Annotated in this window: 25 protein-coding genes; 9 read left to right on the forward strand and 16 right to left on the reverse strand. The window is 62.1% G+C overall.

Annotated features, from left to right (window positions below):
- Positions 1-11: 11 nt before the first annotated feature.
- The 7 genes from zapE to sdhC all read right to left on the reverse strand — a co-directional run bounded on the left by zapE (position 12) and on the right by sdhC (position 6,147).
- Complete coding sequence (gene zapE, locus CO660_RS07185) at positions 12-1,175, reverse strand: cell division protein ZapE (RefSeq protein WP_085779705.1); 1,164 nt, start codon at positions 1,173-1,175, stop codon at positions 12-14.
- A 63-nt stretch (positions 1,176-1,238) separates the two neighbouring features.
- The gene (locus CO660_RS07190) at positions 1,239-1,754 is read right to left on the reverse strand and encodes a protease inhibitor Inh/omp19 family protein (protein ID WP_088391343.1); all 516 of its coding nucleotides are present in this window, start codon (positions 1,752-1,754) and stop codon (positions 1,239-1,241) included.
- A gap of 135 nt (positions 1,755-1,889) precedes the next feature.
- Positions 1,890-2,708 (reverse strand): nucleotidyltransferase domain-containing protein, encoded by an 819-nt coding sequence (locus tag CO660_RS07195; RefSeq protein ID WP_097598165.1) that lies wholly within the window; start codon positions 2,706-2,708, stop codon positions 1,890-1,892.
- A 5-nt stretch (positions 2,709-2,713) separates the two neighbouring features.
- Entirely contained in the window at positions 2,714-3,493 is a 780-nt protein-coding gene (locus tag CO660_RS07200; protein WP_011427088.1) for a succinate dehydrogenase iron-sulfur subunit, read from the reverse strand.
- Between the two features lie 18 nt (positions 3,494-3,511).
- Positions 3,512-5,353: a succinate dehydrogenase flavoprotein subunit gene (gene sdhA / locus CO660_RS07205; protein ID WP_097598166.1), complete on the reverse strand. Its 1,842-nt coding sequence runs from the start codon at positions 5,351-5,353 to the stop codon at positions 3,512-3,514.
- A gap of 7 nt (positions 5,354-5,360) precedes the next feature.
- Positions 5,361-5,741 (reverse strand): succinate dehydrogenase, hydrophobic membrane anchor protein, encoded by a 381-nt coding sequence (gene sdhD / locus CO660_RS07210; protein WP_085779708.1) that lies wholly within the window; start codon positions 5,739-5,741, stop codon positions 5,361-5,363.
- A gap of 10 nt (positions 5,742-5,751) precedes the next feature.
- The gene (gene sdhC, locus CO660_RS07215) at positions 5,752-6,147 is read right to left on the reverse strand and encodes a succinate dehydrogenase, cytochrome b556 subunit (RefSeq protein WP_097598322.1); all 396 of its coding nucleotides are present in this window, start codon (positions 6,145-6,147) and stop codon (positions 5,752-5,754) included.
- A 315-nt stretch (positions 6,148-6,462) separates the two neighbouring features.
- Between sdhC and CO660_RS07220 the strand changes: the two genes are divergently transcribed.
- Positions 6,463-6,954: a hypothetical protein gene (locus CO660_RS07220; RefSeq protein WP_097598167.1), complete on the forward strand. Its 492-nt coding sequence runs from the start codon at positions 6,463-6,465 to the stop codon at positions 6,952-6,954.
- Between the two features lie 37 nt (positions 6,955-6,991).
- Here CO660_RS07220 and CO660_RS07225 read toward each other — a convergent pair whose 3' ends face one another.
- From CO660_RS07225 to tsaD, 5 genes are read right to left on the reverse strand one after another with little or no spacing between them, the layout of a single operon-like run.
- Entirely contained in the window at positions 6,992-7,642 is a 651-nt protein-coding gene (locus CO660_RS07225; RefSeq protein ID WP_085779710.1) for a methyltransferase, read from the reverse strand.
- 6 nt (positions 7,643-7,648) lie between these two features.
- Positions 7,649-8,080, reverse strand: coding sequence for an EVE domain-containing protein (locus CO660_RS07230; RefSeq protein ID WP_097598168.1), 432 nt, complete (start codon positions 8,078-8,080; stop codon positions 7,649-7,651).
- Between the two features lie 2 nt (positions 8,081-8,082).
- Positions 8,083-8,376, reverse strand: coding sequence for a YciI-like protein (locus tag CO660_RS07235; RefSeq protein WP_085779712.1), 294 nt, complete (start codon positions 8,374-8,376; stop codon positions 8,083-8,085).
- A 10-nt stretch (positions 8,377-8,386) separates the two neighbouring features.
- Complete coding sequence (locus tag CO660_RS07240) at positions 8,387-9,370, reverse strand: NAD(P)H-dependent glycerol-3-phosphate dehydrogenase (protein WP_097598169.1); 984 nt, start codon at positions 9,368-9,370, stop codon at positions 8,387-8,389.
- Complete coding sequence (gene tsaD / locus CO660_RS07245) at positions 9,367-10,464, reverse strand: tRNA (adenosine(37)-N6)-threonylcarbamoyltransferase complex transferase subunit TsaD (protein ID WP_097598170.1); 1,098 nt, start codon at positions 10,462-10,464, stop codon at positions 9,367-9,369. Before tsaD ends, CO660_RS07240 begins: the two co-directional genes overlap by 4 nt.
- A 71-nt stretch (positions 10,465-10,535) precedes the next feature.
- On the opposite strand from tsaD, the gene hemC reads away from it, so the two are divergent.
- From hemC to CO660_RS07275, 6 genes are all read left to right on the forward strand, one after another.
- Complete coding sequence (gene hemC / locus CO660_RS07250) at positions 10,536-11,465, forward strand: hydroxymethylbilane synthase (protein ID WP_085779715.1); 930 nt, start codon at positions 10,536-10,538, stop codon at positions 11,463-11,465.
- Between the two features lie 7 nt (positions 11,466-11,472).
- Entirely contained in the window at positions 11,473-12,180 is a 708-nt protein-coding gene (locus tag CO660_RS07255; RefSeq protein ID WP_097598171.1) for a uroporphyrinogen-III synthase, read from the forward strand.
- Positions 12,181-12,248: 68 nt separating this feature from the next.
- On the forward strand, positions 12,249-13,520 hold the full coding sequence (locus CO660_RS07260) for a COG4223 family protein (protein WP_176536245.1): 1,272 nt from the start codon (positions 12,249-12,251) through the stop codon (positions 13,518-13,520).
- A gap of 4 nt (positions 13,521-13,524) precedes the next feature.
- Complete coding sequence (locus tag CO660_RS07265) at positions 13,525-15,126, forward strand: heme biosynthesis protein HemY (protein WP_097598173.1); 1,602 nt, start codon at positions 13,525-13,527, stop codon at positions 15,124-15,126.
- 17 nt (positions 15,127-15,143) lie between these two features.
- Positions 15,144-15,629, forward strand: a complete 486-nt coding sequence (locus CO660_RS07270) for a TerB family tellurite resistance protein (protein ID WP_085779719.1) — start codon at positions 15,144-15,146, stop codon at positions 15,627-15,629.
- On the forward strand, positions 15,619-16,371 hold the full coding sequence (locus CO660_RS07275) for a glutamine amidotransferase (protein WP_097598174.1): 753 nt from the start codon (positions 15,619-15,621) through the stop codon (positions 16,369-16,371). Before CO660_RS07270 ends, CO660_RS07275 begins: the two co-directional genes overlap by 11 nt.
- Before the next feature lie 13 nt (positions 16,372-16,384).
- Here the strand turns inward: CO660_RS07275 and CO660_RS07280 are convergent, their stop codons facing one another.
- Positions 16,385-17,617: an MFS transporter gene (locus CO660_RS07280; protein ID WP_097598175.1), complete on the reverse strand. Its 1,233-nt coding sequence runs from the start codon at positions 17,615-17,617 to the stop codon at positions 16,385-16,387.
- A 139-nt stretch (positions 17,618-17,756) separates the two neighbouring features.
- On the opposite strand from CO660_RS07280, the gene CO660_RS07285 reads away from it, so the two are divergent.
- A complete protein-coding gene (locus tag CO660_RS07285) occupies positions 17,757-18,047 on the forward strand; it encodes a YggT family protein (protein ID WP_011427104.1) in 291 nt (96 codons plus the stop codon).
- Positions 18,044-18,355 carry a DUF167 domain-containing protein gene (locus CO660_RS07290; RefSeq protein WP_097598176.1) on the forward strand — a complete coding sequence of 104 codons (312 nt, stop codon included), beginning with the start codon at positions 18,044-18,046 and terminating at the stop codon, positions 18,353-18,355. The genes CO660_RS07285 and CO660_RS07290 overlap by 4 nt, the downstream gene beginning before the upstream one ends.
- 4 nt (positions 18,356-18,359) lie before the next feature.
- Here CO660_RS07290 and ppa read toward each other — a convergent pair whose 3' ends face one another.
- The 3 genes from ppa to typA all read right to left on the reverse strand — a co-directional run bounded on the left by ppa (position 18,360) and on the right by typA (position 21,571).
- Positions 18,360-18,896: an inorganic diphosphatase gene (gene ppa, locus CO660_RS07295; protein ID WP_064805467.1), complete on the reverse strand. Its 537-nt coding sequence runs from the start codon at positions 18,894-18,896 to the stop codon at positions 18,360-18,362.
- 147 nt (positions 18,897-19,043) lie between these two features.
- Complete coding sequence (locus tag CO660_RS07300) at positions 19,044-19,550, reverse strand: GNAT family N-acetyltransferase (protein ID WP_011427107.1); 507 nt, start codon at positions 19,548-19,550, stop codon at positions 19,044-19,046.
- Positions 19,551-19,750: 200 nt separating this feature from the next.
- On the reverse strand, positions 19,751-21,571 hold the full coding sequence (typA, locus tag CO660_RS07305) for a translational GTPase TypA (protein ID WP_085779724.1): 1,821 nt from the start codon (positions 21,569-21,571) through the stop codon (positions 19,751-19,753).
- Between the last annotated feature and the right edge of the window lie 124 nt (positions 21,572-21,695).

Genomic DNA, 21,695 nt, shown 5'->3' on the forward strand with positions numbered 1-21,695 from the left:
TCGCAATGCTGTTATTCAGCGGCGCGTTTCTCATGGTGCAGTGCAAGGTATTCCGCACTCCGCATCTCGAACAGGCGCGATGCCGTGCGATCGAATTCAAAGCTCTCGGTGCCCCGACGGTTGATGAGTAAGTCCTCCGGCAACGCCGCCGCGGATATGTATAGCCGCACGGCATGATCGTAAAGCGTATCGACCAGAATGATGAAACGCTTGATCTGGTTCCGCTTCTCCGGCCCGAGCAGGGGAACGTGATCGAGGAACACGGTGTCGAAGCGTTCGGCAATGGCCAGGAAGTCGGCGGCCCCGAGCGGCTTGTCGCAGAGATCGGCGAAAGAGAAGCGCGCCATCCGGTCGGCGGCAAGCGGCACGTGGATGGAGCGCCCCTTCATCGGAATATCGAGCGGCTGCGCCTTGCGCCCATGCAGCGCCTGTGTCCAGGATGCCTCCATCGCCATGTCATTATGTTCGTTGATCGGCACGAGATAGACCGGTTGGCTGTTCAGCTTCTCCATCCGGTAGTCGGTCGGCGAATCCAGTGTGACGACATCGACATGCTGCTTGAGCAGAGCGAGGAAGGGCAGGAACAGGCCGCGATTGAGCCCATCCTTGTAGAGATTGTCCGGTTCGACATTCGAGGTCGCCACCAGCACGCATCCCCGCGCGAAGAGTTCGGAAAACAACCGCGACAGGATCATCGCGTCGGCAATGTCGGTGACGGTGAATTCATCGAAGCAGAGCAGTTCCGCTTCATCGTAGAGGGCTGCGGCGACCGGCGGCATCGGATCGGCCTGCTTCGTCTCGCCGTTCTTGAGCTTCAGCCGGTGTGCCGCGATACGGTTGTGCACATCCGCCATGAATTCATGGAAATGCGCCCGGCGCTTCTTCCTGCACGGCGCCATGGCAAAGAACATGTCCATCAGCATGGTCTTGCCGCGTCCGACGCTGCCGTGAATATAGAGCCCCTTAATGCCGTCGGCGGCTTTTTTCTTCTTGGCAAACAGCCAACCGAGCGCGCTCGCTTTGGCCGCCGGCCGCAACTGCTTCAGCCCGGCAAGCACCCGATCCAGGCTTTTGGCCACCTCCATTTGGGCGGAATCGACCTGCAACGTACCGGCAAGCGTCAGCGATTTAAGCTGTTCGCAAACGCTGAGCGTATAATCTGGCATTGGCTGCATGAGGGCACGTCCGCCTGTCGGTCATCAGCGGCGCACCGCCGGATCGTTTACCGCGCGGTTGGTTTACCGGCTGAGGCTGATCTGCTGACCTGTATTCGTCTGGCCCTGGAAGCGATTGTCGGCCGTCTTGTAGACGCTGCCGATCTGGTTGCCCGAACGATCCTTGAGCAGCACCTGCTTGCCGGCGACCTCCCAGGAGCCCATCGCCGTCAGCTCGCCGACGCAGCCGCGCGTGCCGCCACGCGACCCGCTGCCGAGATTGGTGAGCGTCAGGAACATGTCGCAGCTGCCGTTGACGCGCCAGCTTCCGACCATCGATTCCTTGGTGACGTCGAGCGCATTCGCTGCCATGGCGCCTGACTGCGCCCCAGGCATCGGTGCCGTCGCCGTCGGCGCGGCCGGAAACTGCGAGCTGCCGGTCGGCGGCGGAAGCTGGCCGCCCTGCACAGAGGGCACAGGCTGCGCCGTCAACGGCGCCGGTCCGGCGTTCGAGTTGGAGCTATAATCATATGCCGTACGCTGACAACCGGCTAGCGCGAGAGCCACCACCAGACCTGTCATCGCATATCGCAACTGCATCATCATACTCCTGAATTCGGCTATCGCCGCAAAGAACGGGCGTGAGACAAGTCCGATTATCGTAATTCGCTTTGGTTAATCAAGTCGGGTTGCAGAAATTGCCCGTGACAACACCTAACCGAAAAACGATACAGTTCAACTGCCCTCCTGCAAAACTTCCTGCACATAGAATTTGTCAGCAAGGTGTTGCGCACCCTCATCTCTGGCAGGATTTCTGCCAAACTCCCGCAATGTCTCGGAATGGTGCTCGAATGAGCTCCGCAGGAATAACCGCACCGGCTCCGGCGGCAGACCTTCCCCCATCTCACGGGTCTGCTTCTTAACATGCACGAGATCGAGAATCGCCGCCCGGACTTCCGGCGCAATGGAGATCGCCCCGAGGCATTCCAGCATATTCATCGGTGGCAGCGCGCGGAACGAACTCTGCCGCATCCATTCGAGCGCGATGGCCGGACGCACGGCGTAAAGCAGCTTCTTCAGTCTGATCGTCTCTTCGCCGTGGCCTTGAAAATGTTGCCGCATGAGCCCGACATAATGTGCGGCAACCTTCTCCGGCGCCATGATCAGATCGAGCAGCGCGCCGAGGCGCAAGCGAAAGCCCGCTTCCTCCTCATAGACGATCGGCGATTTCAACCATTCGACCACCACTGCGTTCCCCTTCAAAGCGAGCCGGAGCGCCTTGCGCAGATCCCAGCCGCCCGTATCGATATCGCCGACGATCGGAAACTCGATGACGTCGCGTGCCGAAACAAGCGCGAGATGATGTTCGACAGGACGGATATAGATAAAGCGGCAATCATAATCGCTGTCGGGAGACGGAAAGCCCCAAGCGCGGCTGCCGCTTTCGACCGCCAGACCGATGCGAATGCCCTGCTCGCGCACGGAGGCGAGCCGCGACCTGATCTCCGTGACGGCTCCGGGATCGAAGCCGTCCAATCCGCCAGTGGCATGCATACCGATCAGACCCGGCGCTCGACCATCATCTTCTTGATTTCGGCGATTGCCTTGGCTGGGTTGAGGCCCTTCGGGCAGGTCTGCGCACAGTTCATGATCGTGTGGCAGCGGTAAAGACGGAACGGATCCTCGAGGTTATCGAGACGCTCGCCGGTCGCCTCGTCTCTGGAGTCGATCAGCCAGCGATAGGCCTGCAGCAGAACGGCCGGACCTAGATAACGGTCGCCATTCCACCAGTAGCTCGGACAGGAGGTCGAGCAACAGGCGCAGAGGATGCATTCATAGAGACCGTCGAGCTTCTGCCGGTCCTCATGGCTCTGCTTCCATTCCTTGGCCGGCGTCGGCGACACCGTCTTCAGCCACGGCTCGATCGAGCGATGCTGGGCGTAGAAGTTGCTGAGATCGGGCACCAGATCCTTGACGACGGGCAGATGCGGCAGCGGATAGATCTTCACCGCGCCCGTAATATCGTCGAGGCCCTTAGTGCAGGCAAGCGTGTTGGTACCGTCGATGTTCATCGCGCAGGAGCCGCAGATGCCCTCGCGACAGGAACGGCGCAGCGTCAGCGTCGGATCGATCTTGTTCTTGATGTAGAGCAGGCCGTCGAGAACCATCGGGCCGCAATCGTCGACATCGATGTAGAAAGTGTCGATCGACGGGTTCTGACCATCATCCGGGCTCCAGCGATAGACGCGGAATTCGCGCGTGTTTGTCGCACCGGCCGGCTTCGGCCAGACCTTGCCTTCGCGCATCTGGGAGTTCTTGGGGAGAGCGAGTTCAACCATGCGAGGTTCCTCTTGAGATCAGTAGACGCGCGCCTTCGGCTCGATCTTGTGCGGATCGATGCCTTCGGCGATCAGCTCGGTGTGAACAGGCCTATAGTCGAGTTTCACCTCGCCTGCCTCGTTCACCCAGGCGAGCGTATGCTTGCGCCAGTTGACGTCGTCGCGGCCGGCGAATGCGCCCTCGGTGTAATCCTCACGTGCGTGCGAACCGCGGCTCTCCTTGCGGGCCTCGGCGCCGTAGATCGTCGTGATGGCGTTTGCCATCAGGTTCTGCAGCTCGAGTGTTTCCACGAGATCGGAGTTCCAGACCATCGACCGGTCGGTGACCTTGATGTCCTTCATTTCGCCCCAGATCGCCGAAATACGCCGGCAACCGGATTCCAGCGATTCCTGGGTGCGGAACACCGCCGCGTCTTCCTGCATGGCGCGCTGCATCTTCTCGCGCAGCACAGCCGTCGGCGTGCCGCCGCTAGCGTGGCGCAGGCCGTCGAAGCGGTCCATGATCTTGTCGCAGGCGGCTACGGTGAGATGCGGGATCGGCGCCGCCCGGTCGATGACCTCGCCGGCGCGGATTGCGGCGGCGCGGCCGAAGACCACGAGGTCGATCAGCGAGTTGGAACCGAGGCGATTGGCGCCGTGCACCGAAGCGCAGCCTGCTTCGCCCACAGCCATCAGGCCGGGAATGATCCGCTCCGGATTGGCGCCATCGGCGTTCAGCACTTCGCCCCAATAGTTGGTGGGGATGCCGCCCATATTGTAATGAACGGTCGGCAGAACCGGGATCGGCTCGCGTGTGACGTCGACGCCGGCGAAGATCTTGGCGCTCTCGGAAATGCCCGGCAGGCGCTCATGCAGAACGGCCGGATCGAGATGGTCGAGATGCAGGAAGATGTGGTCCTTGTTCTTGCCGACGCCGCGGCCTTCGCGGATCTCGAGCGTCATGCAGCGCGAAACGACATCGCGCGAGGCAAGATCCTTGGCCGAAGGCGCATAACGCTCCATGAAGCGTTCGCCTTCGGAGTTGACGAGGTAACCGCCTTCACCGCGGGCGCCTTCGGTGATCAGACAGCCCGATCCGTAGATACCGGTCGGGTGGAACTGGACGAATTCCATGTCCTGCAGCGGCAGGCCGGCGCGCGCCACCATTCCGCCGCCGTCGCCTGTACAGGTATGGGCCGAGGTCGCCGAAAAATAGGCACGGCCGTAGCCGCCGGTCGCCAGCACCACCATCTTGGCGGCGAAGCGATGGATCGTGCCGTCATCGAGACACCAGGCGACGACACCGGTGCAGCGGCTGCCGTCTTCGGACATGATCAGGTCGAGCGCAAAATATTCGATGAAGAATTCGGCATTGTTGCGCAGCGACTGGCCGTAGAGCGTATGCAGGATGGCGTGGCCGGTACGGTCCGCGACGGCGCAGGTGCGCTGCACCGGTGGGCCCTCGCCGTAATTCTGCATGTGGCCGCCGAAGGGGCGCTGATAGATCTTGCCCTCCTCGTTACGCGAGAACGGCACGCCGTAATGCTCGAGCTCATAGACCGCCTTCGGCGCTTCCATGGTCAGATACTGCATGGCGTCGACGTCGCCGAGCCAGTCCGAACCCTTGACGGTGTCGTAGAGATGCCACTGCCAGCTATCCGGCGTCATGTTGCGCAGCGAGGCGGCGATGCCGCCCTGCGCCGCTACGGTGTGCGAGCGGGTCGGGAAAACCTTGGTGATGCAGGCGGTACGGAATCCCTGCTCGGCCATGCCGAGCGTCGCGCGCAAACCTGCGCCGCCGGCGCCAACGACGATCACGTCATAGGAGTGGTCGACATATTTGTAGGCCTTGCCATTCTGGGCTGGTGAAGTCGGTGCCATGTCGAGCTTATCCTACGAATGCAATTTTCAAAATGGCGAAGAGACAGAGGCTGGCGACCACGATCGCAAAGAACGTGTTCAGCATCAGCAGAGCGATCTTTCCGAATTCGCCATGCACATAATCCTCGATGATGACCTGCATGCCGAGCTTCATATGGATGACGCCCGATATCACCATCAGTCCCATGACGACGGCGACAAAGGGGTTCGACAGGGCGCGAACCACATCCGCATAGGGCGCGCCGGCATAGGTGATCATGAAGATGACGAAGAACAGGATCAACGGAATATTGGAGACCGCGGTCAGCCGCTGACGCCAGAAATGGCTTGTGCCTTCCTTGGCGGAGCCGAGCCCGCGAACCTTGCCGAGGGGGGTGCGCATATCCATGAGAGGACCTTCAGAAGCGAATGAGAAAGCCGATCGCCCAGACCAGCACGGTCAGACAGAGCGAGCCGATGACGTTGGCGATGGCGAGCTTGGTCGAGACTTCCTTGTCGAAGCCGTAGCCGAGGTCCCACATGAGATGGCGGAAACCGCCGAGCATGTGGTGCAGCAGTGCCCAGGTATAGCCGAGCAGCACGAGCTTGCCGAGAAGGCTGCCGAGCACCCAGTTGGCCCAGTCGTAAGAGCTCTGGCCGCTTGCCGCTGCGATCAGCCACCAGGCGACCAGCAGCGTGCCGACGTAGAGCGCGCCACCGGTGATGCGGTGGACGATCGACATGACCATGGTGGGAATAAGTTTATAGACTTGCAAATGCGGCGACAGGGGCCGGTTATTTGTCACGTTCGCCATCAGAACCTCGCGGCGGCTTCTCTGCGCTCCCGGATTTCGGAGCATGCTCAGTCAACCACACGAATGACAAAATTCTCTGTGTGCGTTGCATCAATTGCGCACGTTTAATCACCGGAAAGCCATACGACAAGCACAATCGCTGTCTGCTTCTAATTTAATCGATTCGGGTTACCGCGAAGTTTGCGGACTAACGAAACTGGTCTTTTCCGCTCAATATTTCGGCCACTTCTCAGGCGCGCATGGACAAGCTGCAGCTTTTGGCGCAATCTGGCGTTAACGATTTGTTAACGATTGCAATTCCGGAGGCCGGCGTCGATGTTTCGCAGTCTGTCGAGAGCTACCTTGCTTACCCTTGCCGCGCTGGCCGCACTTCCCGCCATGGCGGGCGAGCACCGCGACGATCGTCGCTTTCCCCATCGCCGTGTCTTTCACGATGGACTTTATCTCGGCGAAAGGGTGAGTTGGCGCGATCGCGGCATTCGTTTCGACAGCACTTATGGCCATCGATACGGCAGAAAGCGGATGCCGATGCTGGAACGGTTTTCGCCGCCGACAGCCAATCGCGTCACCCGCGGTAGTCTCGTCGTCCTCCTGCCCCAGACAGCGGGCGGATACGGCGGCGGCACCTATGCCGGGTCTTCCTATGTCTACGAGACCGACGGCGGGACCTATGTCGGTGGCAACGGCTACGGCTACTATCCTGCAGCCCGGCCTGAGACGCTGGCGCCGAAGGCAAAGGTCATCGACGTCGCCATCCAGGACGATCCCTGCTCCTATGAAGCCAATGTCTGCGTCATCCGGCCTTAACCGCATGGCGCATCGCGACGCGCGTTAGAGTTCCGTATCAGCCGGGCGCGAAGCGCCATACGGTCGTCTTCTTGATGTCGCTATCCTCTAGCGCCCGCGTCACCGCCACCTGATAGACAGCGCAGAATTCCAGCCGGTCCCGCGGAAGGTAGCTGCGCCCGGGATCGCCGACCAGTACCGGCCTGCCCTCGGCCGCCAGCCGCGCGAACCAGGGGACGAGCGCATCAGCGAATGTGCGATCGTAAAAGACATCGCCGGCTAGCACGATGTCCGCCTCAACACTCGCACCGACCAGATCGGCGCCGGTAAATCCGAGCGCAACATGATTGGCCTCGGAATTCAGCCGGATTGCCGTCTTTGCCCAGGGGTCGATATCGGCAGCCATCACCTCCCCGGCGCCGGCCATGGCCGCCGCAATGCCGACAAGGCCGGAGCCGCTGGCAAAATCCAGCACGCGTTTGCCCCGCACCATGTCCGGATGATCGAGGATGTAGCGCGCCAGCCCCTGCCCGCCCGCCCAGGCAAAAGCCCAGAAGGGCGGCGGCAGGCCGATGGCTTCCAGCTCCTCTTCCGTTTTCAGCCAGAGTTCATGCGCCTCGTTCGCCAGAAAGAGCGAAATCTCCGGCACATGCGGCGGCGGCAGCAGACTCGTATTGGCGCGAATGAAGGTTTCCGGGTCGGTCTTCAATGGTCTTCAGCGCGGCGGATTGTCGAGGCCGCCCATGCGGCAGACTTCGGCCCATTCGTCATCAGTCACCGGCTGCACGGAAAGGCGCATGGAGGTGACGAGCGACATTTTGGCGAGTTTCGCATTCGCCTTGATGTCCTTCAGCGTTACCGGCTTCGGCATGTCCATGACGGCGCGGATATCGACGCAATCCCACTTCGGATCGCCCTTAGCGCTGGAGTCGGGATGCGACAGCGCTGCGACTTCGACGATGCCGACGATCTCCAGCCCGTCATTGGAATGGTAGAAGAACCCTTTGTCGCCGATCTGCATCGCCCGCATGTTGTTGCGCGCCAGATAGTTGCGCACGCCGGTCCATTCCGTGCCTTTTTCACCGGCGGCCTTCTGCTGCTCCCAGGACCAGGAGCCAGGTTCGGATTTATAGAGCCAATGCGCCATGCTCACGCCTCCGGCTTGTTGAAGACCCAGTTGAAGGGCTTGATATCGACGCTTTCGAACAAACCGGCCATGGCGTAAGGGTCGGCATCGGCGAGCGCCTTTGCCTCTTGCGCTGTCTCCGCCTTGACAAGCACCAGACTGCCGCAGGCCTTGCCTTCGTCGTCAAGAAAAGGGCCGGCCATAGAGAGCTTGCCTTCGGCATTGAGTTTGTCGAGATAGGCAAGATGCGTCGGCCGCGTCTCCATGCGAACGTTCAGATGTCCCGGCTTGTCCTTGCAGAGCAGGGCGAAAAGCATGTCTATTCTCCTATTCGGTGGTGATTGGACGCGTCATCAACTGCTCGATGGCGTCTGATATGTCGAGCCGGCCGTCGATGATGGCAGAAACGGCATCCGTGATCGGCATGCTGATCGCAAGCCCCGCGGCAAGCCGGGAGGCGACGGAAGCGGCAAACGCACCCTCCACCAGGGCGCCGTGGGTGGGATCGGTCTTTTCGCCGCGCCCGAGCGCAATGCCGAAACGCAGGTTTCGCGATTGATGACTCGTTGCCGTCAGCACCAGATCGCCGAGACCGGAAAGTCCGCGCACCGTATCGGCCTGCCCGCCTTTGGCGACGACGAAGCGCGACATTTCCGCGAGACCGCGCGCAATCAACGCGGCGCGGGCGGATTCGCCGATGCCGCGGCCTTCGACGATACCGCAGGCGATCGCCAGCACATTTTTGAGCGCGCCGCCGAGCTGCACGCCGATACGATCGGTGGAGGCATAGAGCCGGAAGGTCCGTCCGGAGATCGCCTGAGCGAGCCGCTCGGCTGTCTCCATGTCATTAGCCGCAATCGCCATCGCCGTCGGCAGCCCTTTGGCGATATCGGCGGCAAATCCCGGGCCGGAGAGAACCGCCACCGGATGGTCCGGCAGTTCCCGCTCGAGCATATCGGTCAAAAGATTGCCCGTCGTCCGCTCAAGGCCCTTGGCGCAGGTGACGACAACGGCATGCTTTGACAGGTAGGGACCATATTGCCGCGCCGCGTCGGCCTGTGCCTGCGACGGCATCGCAAAAAGCACGATGGACGCCCCGGTGACCGCATCCGCCTCGGCGGAAAATTCCAGGGCTTCGGGCAGCGAGATGCCGGGCAGCACGGCATCATGCAGCCGTTCTTCTTTCAGATCCTCGATCAGGGACGGATCGCGCCCGACGAGCGTCACGGCGCTGCGGCCGGCAAGGGCGATCACAGCGGCAAGTGCCGTGCCGAATGCGCCCGATCCGATGACGGCGATCTTTTCACTCATGCCTTGGCTCCTCTCTTTCCAAAGCCGATCAGCGTTTCGGCATTGGCATCGAGCGGCCAGCGCGAACGCGGCTGCACGTCGAGTGTATCAGGCGCTACACCGGTCGCCATGCGCTCGAGCCCCGCCCAGGCGATCATCACCGCATTGTCGGTGCAAAGGCTGAGCGGCGGCGCAATGAAGCGGAAACCGTTCTTGTCGCAGAGCGCCTGGAGCGTGCCGCGCAGCTCGAGATTGGCAGCGACGCCGCCGGCAACGACCAGCGCCGGCTTCTCGCCGCTGCTCGGGAACTCCGTCTTGAACCGTTGCAGGCCGCGGCCGATGCGGTCCTTCAGCGTGCGCGAAATCGCCTTCTGGAACGAAGCGCAGATATCAGCCACATCCTGATCGCTGAGCGGCGCGATCTCTTGCGCCGCCTGCCGCACCGCCGTCTTCAGGCCGGAAAACGAGAAGTCGAGCCGCGCCTCGCCGACGAGCGGGCGCGGAAAATCGAAACGATCGGCATTGCCGTCGCGCGCCATCCGCTCCACCGCCGGACCGCCGGGATAGGGCAGGCCGAGCAGTTTTGCCGTCTTGTCGAAAGCTTCGCCGAGTGCATCGTCGATCGTCGTGCCCCAACGTTCATACTGTCCGACGCCACGCACCAGGATCAGCTGGGTATGGCCGCCGGAGACGAGCAGCACCAGATAGGGAAAGGAGAGCCCGTCGGTCAGCCGCGCCGTCAGCGCATGGCCCTCGAGATGGTTGACAGCATAGAGCGGTTTGCCGGCGGCCCTGGCGATCGCCTTGCCGGTCATCAATCCGACAAGCAATCCGCCGATCAGACCCGGGCCTGACGTGGCGGCGATGGCGTCGACATCATCAAGCGACACATTGGCGCGTTTCAGCGCCTGTTCGATCAGTTCGTCCAACGCCTCGACATGGGCGCGCGCGGCGATCTCCGGCACCACGCCGCCATAGGCGCTGTGCTCGTCGAGCTGGGAAAGCACGACGTCCGACAGGACGTTGCAATGCCCCTCCGCATCACGCTCGACGACGGCGGCGGCGGTCTCGTCGCAGCTTGTTTCGATGCCGAGGATGAGCAGAAAGGGAACCATTGGCCTGTTCGTTGATTGCGATGGAACGGAAACCCGTTTACGAGAATTCCGGTAACAACGGAACAGAGCGGATGCAAACAAAACCTTTCCGGATCGGCACGCGGGGCAGCCCGCTGGCGCTTGCCCAGGCGCATGAGGCCCGCGACAGGCTGATGGCGGCGCATCATCTGCCTGAAGAGATGTTCGAAATCGTCGTGCTGACCACCAAGGGCGACCGCATCACCGACCGATCGCTGGCCGAGATCGGCGGCAAGGGCCTCTTCACCGAAGAGCTCGAACAGAAGCTTGTGTCGGGCGAGCTGGATTTCGCCGTGCACTCCGCCAAGGACATGCCGACGCACCTGCCGGACGGCCTTCACCTCTCTGCCTATCTGCCGCGCGAGGATATCCGCGACGCCGTCGTCGGCCGCACCGCACCCAGACTGATCGACCTGCCGCATGGCGCCACCGTCGGCTCTGCGTCGCTGCGCCGCCAGGCGCTGATCCGCCGCATGCGGCCCGACATCAACGTCATCACCTTCCGCGGCCTCGTCGAAACCCGCCTGCGCAAGCTCGAAGAGGGGCAAGCGGATGCGACCTTGCTGGCGCTAGCCGGCCTCAAACGACTCGGCAAGGTCGAGGTGATCACCGATATCCTCGACCCCGATAGCTTCCCACCGGCGCCGGCGCAGGGGGCGATCTGCATCGAAAGCCGCGTCGGCGACACAAAAATCGATGACCTCTTGGCGGCGGTCAACGATGCCGCGACCTTCGACACCGTCTCCTGCGAACGCGCCTTCCTCGCTGCTCTCGACGGCTCCTGCCGCACGCCGATCGGCGGCTATGCCGTTTGCGAGGGCGACCTCATTCGATTCTCCGGCCTGATCATCACGCCCGACGGCCGCAGCCAGCATGCGGTGACCACCGATGGCCACCGCCGCGACGCGGCCGCACTCGGCACCCGCGCCGGCCAGGATGTGCGCGCCAGAGCCGGCAGCGCCTTCTTCGACGACTGGCACTGAAGCGGCCATGCGTGTGCTCGTCACCCGCCCCGCGCATTCGGCGACAAGAACAGCACAACGTCTGCGCGACATGGGCCACGAGCCGCTGCTGCTGCCGCTGCGTCGGCCGGTGCACGACAGGGCCGCAGCCGCAAGCGCGCTTGCGGCCAGCAGCGGTGCAATCGCTGTGACCAGCGCCGAGGCGGTCAGGGTCGTTTCCGCCCTCGGCGATCAGCTCCACCCGCATCTGGCCCGCCCGCTGTTCGCGGTCGGAGACGCGACGGCGCAAGCCGCGGAAAGCCTCGGCTTCCGATCGGTCGCCTCTTCCTCCGGCAACGGACGCGATCTTGCCGAGCTCGTCGCGGCGCAAGGGGTGAATGGTTTGCTCTATCTTGCCGGGATACCGCGCGCCGAAACTTTTGAACAAGGAATGCTCGAACGCGGCATCCGTTTTTCCGTCGCCGAATGCTATCGCATGACGCCGGTTGTTCCGAGCCCGATTGAGATCGAAGCTCTGTTTTCCGGCGGCCGCCCTAACGCCGTTCTCTTCTATTCCCGGCAGGCGGTGGAAGATTTTTTTCACCTGGCAGAGCTGCGATCAGCTCTGTCGGAACACCGCGAAACCCGCCTTCTCTGCCTGAGCGAAGCGGTAGCACAGGCCATTCCGATGTCCCTGAAAAAAACCGTGGCGATTTCGTCCATGCCGGATGAGCAAAGTCTTTTGTCGCTGCTTTGAAGGCTCTAGCCGCCCAAATTTGATCTAACCTCTTCCCTTAACTGGCATCACTGTCTAGTTTCGTTGCAATGCAGGATAAAGAGGACCTCATGGTATCGGGAAACCCGCCACGCCATTCGAAGAGCGCCGATGAGCCGGTCACGATCGACCTCGATGCACAGGACTTCGCCTCCGAAGCCGATACCGAAAAGCCGGTGAACAATCATTCCGGCGACGCCGACAGCCACCCTGCGGATCTCGGCCCGCCGCCCGAAACCGAAGCGGCGTCGCAGCCTGAACCCGAAAGCAGGCGCGAATCGGAGCCGGAGGAGGAGGAGGAGAAGTCGGCGGCCGCCGAACGTTCCTTCACACCCCCTGCCGAACAGCCCGCGCGGCGGGGCGTCGGCACCTCCGGTCTTATCGCCGCCGGCATTTTCGGCGGTCTCGTGGCGCTGCTTGGCGCGGGCGTCATTCAATATGCCGGTTACCTCCCGGGTTCCTCCGCCCCGCAGACCTCGTCCGAGATCGCCGATCTCTCCGGTGAGATCGAAGGCTTGAAACAGACCGTCGCCAACCTTGCCGCCAATCCCGTAAACACGGGTGACGGCGCGTTCGAGACGCGGATTGCCGCGCTGGAAACGGCTGCGAAGAACACCGCAGCGGCGCCATCGGCAGATCCTGCAAATGTCGAGGCGCTCAACCAGAAGGTTGCAGAGCTCAGCAGTCAGGTCGACCAGCTGCGCTCGATGCTTGCCCAGTCCTCCGACCAACAGACGAGCAGCGACGCCGATATCGCCAAGCGCCTCGCCGAGGCCGAAAAGAAACTCAATGAGCCGCGCGAGGATGTTGCCGTCGCGCGAGCCATCGCGGCCGCCGCCCTGAAGGCGGCGATCGATCGCGGCGGGCCGTTCCTGGCCGAGCTGGATACGTTCGCCGGCGTCGCACCTGACGATCCTGCTGTCGCCGACTTGCGTGGCTTTGCCGAGACCGGCGTTCCCTCACGCGCCGACCTGATGCGTCAGGTTCCCGACGTTGCAACCGCCATCATCGAATCGGTCAATCAGCCGGATCCGAACCAGAGCTGGTCGGATCGGCTGATGGCGAGTGCAAAATCGCTGGTGTCGGTCCGGCCCGTCGGCAATATCGAAGGCGAAAGCGTCGAAGCGATCGCCGCCCGCTTAGAAGACAAGGTGAAGAACGGCGATCTGCCCGGCGCTTCCGCCGAATGGAACAATCTGCCGCCCCCCGGCAAGCAGGCGTCCGCCGCCTTCAAGCAGTCGCTGGAAGCGCGCATCCGTGTCGAGGAACTGGTCGGCGGGGCGCTGTCGAAAGCCGTCAGCGGCGCCGGCAAGGAAGGGTGAGACCATGACCAGGCTAGTCATCTTCGCCTTGCTCGTCCTGCTTCTTGCCTACGGCTTCTCCTGGTTCGCCGACCGCCCCGGGGACATCTCGCTGATCTGGGAGGGCCAGATCTACCAGACGAAACTGATCGTCGCCGTCAGCGCGATCATCGCCCTTATCGCCGCCGTGATGATCGCCTGGTGGTTCGCCCGGTTGATCTGGACTTCGCCGCATTCGGTGACACGCTATTTCCGCGCCCGCAAGCGCGATCGCGGCTATCAGGCGCTGTCGACCGGCCTGATCGCCGCGGGCGCCGGCAATGCATTGCTCGCCCGCAAGATGGCGGCTCGTTCGCGTGGCCTCATCCGCGCCGATCAGGAGCCGCTGATCAATCTGCTCGAGGCTCAGGCGGCACTGATCGAAGGCCGCCATGATGAGGCACGCGCCAAGTTCGAAGCCATGGCCAACGACCCGGAAACGCGCGAACTTGGCCTGCGCGGCCTCTATCTCGAAGCCCGCCGCCTCGGAGCCAACGAGGCCGCCCGCCAATATGCCGAAAAGGCCGCCGACAATGCCCCTTATCTGCCCTGGGCCGCCCAGGCGACGCTCGAATATCGCAGCCAAGCCGGCCGCTGGGACGATGCGATCCGACTGCTTGAGCAGCAGAAGGCCGCCCGCGTCGTTGACAAACCCGAGGCCAACCGCCTGCACGCCGTGCTGCTGACGGCACGCGCCACCGAGAAGCTGGAAGGCAACCCGGCCGGCGCCCGCGACGACGCCCTGCAAGCGCTGAAACTCGCCGCCGATTTCGTTCCGGCCGCTCTCATTGCCGCAAAGGCACTGTTCCGCGAAGGCGGTCTGCGCAAGGCCGCTTCAATCCTCGAACAAGTATGGAAATCGGCGCCTCATCCCGAGATCGGCCAGACCTATGTCAGAGCCCGCAGCGGCGATTCCACACTCGACCGTCTGAAACGCGCCGAACGGCTGGAAGCGATGCGCCCGAACAATGTCGAATCTCTTCTTGTCGTTGCCCAGGCGGCGCTCGACGCGCAGGAATTTGCCAAGGCGCGCGCCAAGGCGGAAGCGGCGGCGCGCATTGAGCCGCGTGAAGCGGCCTTCCTGCTCCTGGCCGACATCGAGGAGGCCGAGACCGGCGACCAGGGCCGCGTGCGCCACTGGCTGGCGCAGGCGCTGAAAGCCCCGCGCGATCCCGCCTGGGTTGCGGATGGTTTCGTCTCCGACAAATGGCTGCCGGTGTCGCCGGTCACCGGTCGTCTCGACGCCTTCGAATGGAAGGCGCCCTTCGGTCAGATCGAGGGGCCGCTCGAAGGCGGCTCGGTCCCGGCCTCGATCGAAACGGCTCTGAAGACCCTGCCGCCGCTGCGTGACGTCAAACCGGAAAGCCCGGTCAACGATCACCGCATTATTGAGCTGGAACGCGCCGCGACGATCGCCGAGGCTGCGCGCCCGGCGCCGGCAAAGCCGAAACCCGTCGAAGCCGCCGCCAGCGGCAAAGCGCCAGCACCGAACGAAGCAAAGCCCTTTTTCGGCGGGCTGCCGGATGATCCCGGCGTTCGCGATCCCAGGACGGAACCGGAACCCAAGACACGGCTTCGCCTTTTCTGACACGGAACGAAACCCGCATGTTCGAACGCTTTCAGGCATTCTTCCAGAATCTCACCGCCGATCGTCCGAAGAAAGGCTTTGCCCCCGATGACCCGCGCATCGCAGTGGCAGCACTCTGCATGCAGGTCATGGAAGCCGACGGCCAGATCAAGGCCAGTGAAAAGAAGCGGCTGCGCAAGCTCTTGAAGGAGCAGTATTCGCTCGACAGCAAGCAGCTCGATGCTTTGATGGCCGCCGGCCTCGAAGCCGAAAGCTCCGCCGTCGACTATTATCGCTTCACCGCCGACCTGAAACGCCATCTCGATACCGAGCAACGTCTGGAGCTGATCGGCATTCTCTGGGACATCGTTTATGCCGACGGCGAGCGCAGCGAGATGGAAGATCATGTCATCTGGCGTATCGCCGATCTGCTCGGGGTCTCCTCACGCGAACGCATTCAAAAGCGGCAGGAGGCGGCCGCCAGGGTAACGGATATCCAGGTTGCGCAAGATGATGCCGACTGAGCAAAACCCGAACCGGGACCGGCGCCCGATCCTTATCGTCCTGCATCAGGAGCGATCCAGTGCCGGACGTGTCGGGCAATTGCTGGTCGAAAAAGGCTACTGCCTCGATATCCGTCGCCCGGTCCTCGGGGACCCGCTTCCGACGACGCTCGCAGACCATGCCGGCGCCGTGGTCTTCGGGGGGCCGATGAGCGCCAACGATCCGGACGACTTCGTCAAGAAGGAGATCGATTGGATCGAGGTGCCGCTACGGGAAAAACGCCCTTTTCTCGGCATCTGCCTCGGCGCCCAGATGCTGGTGCGTCATCTTGGCGGCAAGGTGCAGCCGAATGCCGACGGCTCGACGGAGATCGGCTGGTACCCGCTGCACCCGACCGAGAAGGGCCGCCTGCTGATGCACTGGCCGAAGATGGTCTATCATTTTCACCGCGAAGGCTTCGAGCTGCCACACGGCGCCGACCTGCTCGCCGAAGGCGATGCCTACCCGAACCAGGCCTTTCGTTACGACGGCAACGCCTGGGGCCTGCAGTTCCATGCAGAGCTCACCCGGGTGATGATGCATCGCTGGGTCGTGCATGGTGCGCATCGCTTCATTCTGCCGAACGCCCAGCAGGGCCGCGAACACCTTGAGGGCCGCATGCTGTTCGACGCGCCGCTGAGAGCCTGGCTGACAGAATTCCTCGATCTCGTCTTCGAGGGAAAGACGGCGAAGGCGACACCGTCTATTACTCTGCACGCATAATCCCGCTTAGCGGTCAGGCGGGTGCGTCGAGCGTGTCGATCCTGCGCAGCTTCGGGAAACTGGAAGCCCAGATCGCCGCAACTGCCAGAGTTCCGATCCCGCCAATGATCACTGCCGGCACCGCGCCGAAGACCGATGCCATCGTGCCCGCCCTGAACTCCCCAAGTTCGTTGGAAGCGCCGACAAATACCATGTTGACCGCATTGACCCGGCCGCGGAGTTGGTCCGGCGTCCAGAGCGCGATCAGGCTCTCGCGCACATAGACCGACACCATGTCGGCCGCGCCCATCAGCGCCAGTGCTGCGATCGAAATTTCGGTATTGGTCGAGGCGCCGAAGATGATGGTGCCGACCCCGAACAGGGCAACGCCGATGAACATATAGAGACCGGCTCGGTGTTTCAGCGGGTAGGCTGCGAGGAAGATCGCCATGACGATGGCGCCGAGTCCTGGCGCTGCCCGCAGCAGTCCGAGTCCCCAAGGGCCAAGCGTCAGAATATCGCGGGCGAAGATCGGCATCAGTGCAGTCGCACCGCCGAGCAGAACGGCGAAGAGATCGAGCGAGATCGCGCCGAGCACCACCTTTTCGGCACGGATGAAACTGAAGCCGCCGAGTATCATCGCCCAGCTCTTGGCCTCACCCGTCGTTTTCTGTTCCGGCTTGGGGATCATGAAGAGAAGAGCCGCGCCGAGGATGGAGAAGATGACCGCCACCGTATACGCGGTCGTCGCACTGACGCCATAGAGCAGGCCGCCGATCACCGGCCCGGTGATCGCCGCCAGCTGCCAGGACGATGAATTCCAGGCGATCGCATTGGAAAGGGCGTGCTCGGGCACGAGATTGGGTGCGAGAGACTGCACCGCCGGCGACATGAAGGCACGCTCGATCCCGAAAATAAGAAGCACCGCAAAGACCGGCCAGGGCGCGAAGGTCTCCGTCGCCGTCATGATCAGCAGCGCCAGCGTGCAGAGCGCGCTTACCAGAGAGCAAAGAGCGGCGATGGCCCGGCGATTGTGCCGATCGGCGACCGAACCGGTGACCAGGATGAGCAGCAGCGACGGCAGGAACTGTACCAGCCCGATCAGACCGAGATAGATCGCCTTGCCGGTCTGATCGTACATCTGCCAGCCGACTGCGACACTGACGATCTGCTGCGAGAAGGAAAGCAGGAAACGCGCAAAGAAGAAGCGCGTGTACGACGGATGCCGAAACGCGGCGAAACGGTCTCCGGTGGGCGAAAACGACATGGGCCTTGTCCGAGGAAGCGGGCGCCGGAATGGCTGCGAGGCCGCCCGTTAAACGTGATCTGCCATGCGTTTCGACATGGCACTTGCCCGTTTAGTCGCCAATGTCTACATGTCTGTCAACAACCAATTGGAGACGACGATGTTTGCCTTGTTTCAAACCATTGATTTGGTTTTGAATATTTACACCTGGATACTCATTGCCAGTGCCGTTTTCTCCTGGCTCTATGCGTTCAACGTCATCAATTCCAGCAACCAGTTCGTCAATTCGGTCGGCATGTTCCTCTATAATGTCACCGAACCCGCGCTGAAGCCGATCCGCCGTCTGCTGCCGAATCTGGGCGGCATCGATATTTCTCCGATCATCCTGCTGGTGATCATCTTCTTCCTGCGCACATTCCTTTGGACCACCCTATACCCGCTGGTCGCTTGAACCCTCCCTGGAGGCTGTTCGCCGACCATCTTCGCCTCGCCGTTCGGCTGACACCGAATGGCGGGCGTGACGCGATCGATGGCGTCGAGGCGGATGGCGACGGCGAGACCCTGCTTAAGGCACGCGTCACGTCAGTGCCCGAGAAGGGCAAGGCCAACAAGGCGCTGATCCTTCTGATCGCCCGGTCGCTGCGCATTCCGAAATCCAGCATCAGCCTCGTCTCCGGCGAGACGGCGCGCAAAAAAATCCTCCGGATCGACGGAGATCCGGAGGATTTGGTAAAAAAGCTCGAAGCGTTATTAGGCTGAGGGATCAGCCCTTCGCCTTCTTGGCCCGCTCGACGGCTTCGATGATGAGCTGGCCGGCTTCCTTGGAATCGCCCCAGCCGAAGATCTTCACCCACTTGCCGGGCTCCAGATCCTTGTAGTGTTCGAAGAAGTGCTCGATCTGCTTCAGCGTGATCTCCGGGAGATCGGTAAAGTCCTTCACCTTCTCATAGCGCAGCGTCAGCTTCGGCGACGGCACGGCAATGATCTTCTCGTCCTTGCCGGAATTGTCTTCCATCTTCAGCACGCCGATGGGGCGGACGTTGATGACGCAGCCCGGAACCAGCGGCCGGGTGCTGGCGATCAGCACGTCGATCGGGTCGCCGTCTTCAGACAGGGTGTGCGGTACGAAACCGTAATTGCCCGGATAGGTCATCGGCGTATAGAGAAAACGATCGACGACCAGCGTGCCGGCCTCCTTGTCCATTTCATACTTGATCGGATGACCGCCAACAGGAACCTCGACGATAACGTTGACGTCTTCAGGTGGATTGTTACCGATTGAAATGGCGTCGATGCGCATAGGATACTCCCGCGGGGTTGAATTGCTCGAAGCCAGATAATCAGTTTCATCTCGCAACGCAACACGGCAGATCACCGATGCGTGATGACACCGGCGTGATGCCGCAAAAACTTTGGAAGAGAGGCGTGCAACGCCCGAGCAGGCCGATCAGTTCCAGATGAAACCGATCTTCTTCAACTGCTTGTGGTCGAAATTTTCCATACCTTCGCAGAAATCGGTCCCGCCGTGGTGGCGGTAGAAGCGGCTGGCGGCCTCGTTTTCCTCGAGGCACCAGACGACCAGGCCGTTGCAGCCGAGCGACTTCAACAGCCGGCGCGCCTCGCCGAACAGCATGTGGCCGAGACCGATGCCCTGATATTCGGGGCGAAGATAAAGCTCGTAGATTTCGCCTTCCTGCGGCAGGGCGCGGGCACGGTTGAGACCGAGCGTCGCATAACCGGCGACCGTCCCTGCCACATCAAGGACCAGCAATGTCGCAGGCCCGCGCGTGGCCTTGCGCCACCAGTTCTCGCCGCGACGCTCGATCATCTGCGTCAGCGCGCGATGCGGAATGATGCCTGCATAGGTATGTTGCCACGCGAGCCTGTGCGTTTCCGAAATGGCTCGGGCATCGTGCGGTTCGGCCCGCCGGACATCGATCGACAACGTCTTCATAACGTTTACTCTGGTCCTGCCGCAGGCAATTAACCATATGCGGCGAGCGCATCGTGATCGATTGCCCACAGACTTGATTTGTGGACGACGGATAAAATTTAACGCTTTTTTAACGATTGTCACAAGTCGGAATCAGCGCAGCGCACAATAAAAAACCCCGGCTCGAAGGCCGGGGTTTGAAAGCGGTAACGACTGAGCTCTTAGAGCGCCGCCTTGGTCTTTTCGAACCGCTTGCGGTCGTTGGCGTCGAGATACATCTTGCGCAGGCGAATGGACTTCGGCGTGACCTCGACCAGTTCGTCTTCCTGGATCCAGGAGAGTGCGCGCTCCAGCGTCATGCGGATCGGCGGGGTCAGCTTGACGGCTTCATCCTTGCCGGCGGCGCGGATGTTGGTCAGCTTCTTACCCTTCAGAACGTTGACCTCGAGGTCGTTGTCGCGGGTGTGAATGCCGATGATCATACCCATATAGACCTTTTCGCCTGCGTCGATGATCATCGGGCCGCGGTCTTCCAGGTTGAACAACGCGTAAGCAACGGCTTCACCGGCTTCGTTGGCGAGCAGCACGCCGTTGACGCGGCCGCCGATCTCACCCTTGTAGGGCTGGTAGCTGTGGAACAGGCGGTTCATGATCGCGGTACCGCGCGTATCCGTCAGCAGTTCCGACTGATAGCCGATCAGACCGCGGGTCGGCGCGTAGAAAACCAGACGGACGCGGTTACCGCCCGACGGGCGAAGCTCGACCATTTCGGCCTTGCGCTCCGACATCTTCTGCACCACGACGCCGGAATGTTCTTCGTCGACGTCGATCAGGACTTCTTCGATCGGCTCCAGAAGCTGACCGCTCTCATCCTTGTGCATGACGACGCGCGGACGCGAAACGGCAAGCTCGAAGCCTTCGCGGCGCATGTTTTCAATCAGAACGGCGAGCTGAAGTTCGCCACGGCCGGAAACGAAGAACGAGTCCTTGTCGGCGCTTTCCTCGATCTTCAGGGCAACGTTGCCTTCGGCCTCCTTGAACAGGCGGTCGCGGATGACGCGAGAGGTCACCTTGTCGCCTTCGGTGCCGGCAAGCGGTGAGTCGTTGACGATGAACGACATGGTGACGGTCGGCGGATCGATCGGCTGTGCCTTCAGGGCTTCCGTCACGGACGGATCGCAAAAGGTGTCGGCGACGGTGCCCTTGGAAAGGCCGGCGATGGCGACGATATCGCCCGCATGCGCTTCTTCGATAGGCTGACGCTCGATGCCGCGGAAGGCGAGAATCTTGGAAATGCGGCCCTGCTCGATGAGCTTGCCATCCTGACCGAGAACCTTGACGGCCTGGTTCGGCTTGATCGAGCCGGAGGCGATACGGCCGGTGATGATGCGACCGAGGAAGTTGTTGGCCTCGAGGATCGTGCCGATCATCCGGAACGGACCTTCTTCGACCTTCGGCTCGGGCACGTGCTTGACGACGAGGTCGAGCAGCGGCGCGAGACCTTCGTCGCTCGGGCCTGCCGGATCGTAGTTCATCCAGCCGGCGCGGCCGGAACCGTAAAGGATCGGGAAGTCCAGCTGCTCGTCGGTCGCATCAAGCGCCGCGAAAAGGTCGAAAACCTCGTTGACCACTTCATCGGCGCGCGCATCGGGACGGTCGATCTTGTTGATCGCAACGATCGGACGCAGGCCGACCTTGAGGGCCTTGCCGACGACGAACTTGGTCTGCGGCATCGGGCCCTCGGCAGCGTCCACGAGAACGATCGCACCGTCCACCATCGACAGAATGCGCTCGACTTCACCGCCGAAATCGGCGTGGCCGGGCGTGTCGACGATGTTGATGCGCGTGTCCTTCCATTCGATGGAAGTCGCCTTGGCGAGAATGGTGATGCCGCGCTCTTTTTCGATGTCGTTGGAATCCATCACGCGTTCCATGACGCGCTGGTTCTCGCGGAACGAGCCGGACTGTTTCAGAAGCTCGTCAACGAGAGTGGTCTTGCCATGGTCAACGTGCGCGATGATCGCGATGTTGCGAAGTGCCATATGTCATAATCTCTGAGGCTGGGGCGCTACGCCAAGTGGACGCGCCATTTACGTTTGGCGCGCTCTTACCGGTTTTTTCGCGATTGCGAAAGGGGGTCGCGCGCGAAAGCTGCGGCATGGCTGC

The organism is Rhizobium sp. L9, assembly GCF_002531885.1.
Taxonomy (GTDB): Bacteria; Pseudomonadota; Alphaproteobacteria; order Rhizobiales; family Rhizobiaceae; genus Rhizobium.

What these genes read in the sequence shown, in the direction of transcription:
- sdhA (WP_097598166.1), bottom strand. Translation starts at nt 5,353, where the DNA reads ATGGCACCGACTTCACCAGCCCAGAATGGCAAGGCCTACAAATATGTC.
- CO660_RS07240 (WP_097598169.1), bottom strand. Translation starts at nt 9,370, where the DNA reads ATGAGTGAAAAGATCGCCGTCATCGGATCGGGCGCATTCGGCACGGCA.
- zapE (WP_085779705.1), bottom strand. Translation starts at nt 1,175, where the DNA reads ATGCAGCCAATGCCAGATTATACGCTCAGCGTTTGCGAACAGCTTAAA.
- CO660_RS07300 (WP_011427107.1), bottom strand. Translation starts at nt 19,550, where the DNA reads ATGAAGACGTTGTCGATCGATGTCCGGCGGGCCGAACCGCACGATGCC.
- CO660_RS07285 (WP_011427104.1), top strand. Translation starts at nt 17,757, where the DNA reads ATGTTTGCCTTGTTTCAAACCATTGATTTGGTTTTGAATATTTACACC.
- CO660_RS07280 (WP_097598175.1), bottom strand. Translation starts at nt 17,617, where the DNA reads ATGTCGTTTTCGCCCACCGGAGACCGTTTCGCCGCGTTTCGGCATCCG.
- CO660_RS07235 (WP_085779712.1), bottom strand. Translation starts at nt 8,376, where the DNA reads ATGCTTTTCGCCCTGCTCTGCAAGGACAAGCCGGGACATCTGAACGTT.
- tsaD (WP_097598170.1), bottom strand. Translation starts at nt 10,464, where the DNA reads ATGGTTCCCTTTCTGCTCATCCTCGGCATCGAAACAAGCTGCGACGAG.
- typA (WP_085779724.1), bottom strand. Translation starts at nt 21,571, where the DNA reads ATGGCACTTCGCAACATCGCGATCATCGCGCACGTTGACCATGGCAAG.
- CO660_RS07265 (WP_097598173.1), top strand. Translation starts at nt 13,525, where the DNA reads ATGACCAGGCTAGTCATCTTCGCCTTGCTCGTCCTGCTTCTTGCCTAC.
- CO660_RS07260 (WP_176536245.1), top strand. Translation starts at nt 12,249, where the DNA reads ATGCAGGATAAAGAGGACCTCATGGTATCGGGAAACCCGCCACGCCAT.
- CO660_RS07190 (WP_088391343.1), bottom strand. Translation starts at nt 1,754, where the DNA reads ATGCAGTTGCGATATGCGATGACAGGTCTGGTGGTGGCTCTCGCGCTA.
- CO660_RS07195 (WP_097598165.1), bottom strand. Translation starts at nt 2,708, where the DNA reads ATGCATGCCACTGGCGGATTGGACGGCTTCGATCCCGGAGCCGTCACG.
- CO660_RS07230 (WP_097598168.1), bottom strand. Translation starts at nt 8,080, where the DNA reads ATGGCGCATTGGCTCTATAAATCCGAACCTGGCTCCTGGTCCTGGGAG.
- ppa (WP_064805467.1), bottom strand. Translation starts at nt 18,896, where the DNA reads ATGCGCATCGACGCCATTTCAATCGGTAACAATCCACCTGAAGACGTC.
- CO660_RS07275 (WP_097598174.1), top strand. Translation starts at nt 15,619, where the DNA reads ATGCCGACTGAGCAAAACCCGAACCGGGACCGGCGCCCGATCCTTATC.
- hemC (WP_085779715.1), top strand. Translation starts at nt 10,536, where the DNA reads ATGCAAACAAAACCTTTCCGGATCGGCACGCGGGGCAGCCCGCTGGCG.
- sdhD (WP_085779708.1), bottom strand. Translation starts at nt 5,741, where the DNA reads ATGGATATGCGCACCCCCCTCGGCAAGGTTCGCGGGCTCGGCTCCGCC.
- CO660_RS07270 (WP_085779719.1), top strand. Translation starts at nt 15,144, where the DNA reads ATGTTCGAACGCTTTCAGGCATTCTTCCAGAATCTCACCGCCGATCGT.
- CO660_RS07255 (WP_097598171.1), top strand. Translation starts at nt 11,473, where the DNA reads ATGCGTGTGCTCGTCACCCGCCCCGCGCATTCGGCGACAAGAACAGCA.
- CO660_RS07220 (WP_097598167.1), top strand. Translation starts at nt 6,463, where the DNA reads ATGTTTCGCAGTCTGTCGAGAGCTACCTTGCTTACCCTTGCCGCGCTG.
- CO660_RS07200 (WP_011427088.1), bottom strand. Translation starts at nt 3,493, where the DNA reads ATGGTTGAACTCGCTCTCCCCAAGAACTCCCAGATGCGCGAAGGCAAG.
- sdhC (WP_097598322.1), bottom strand. Translation starts at nt 6,147, where the DNA reads ATGGCGAACGTGACAAATAACCGGCCCCTGTCGCCGCATTTGCAAGTC.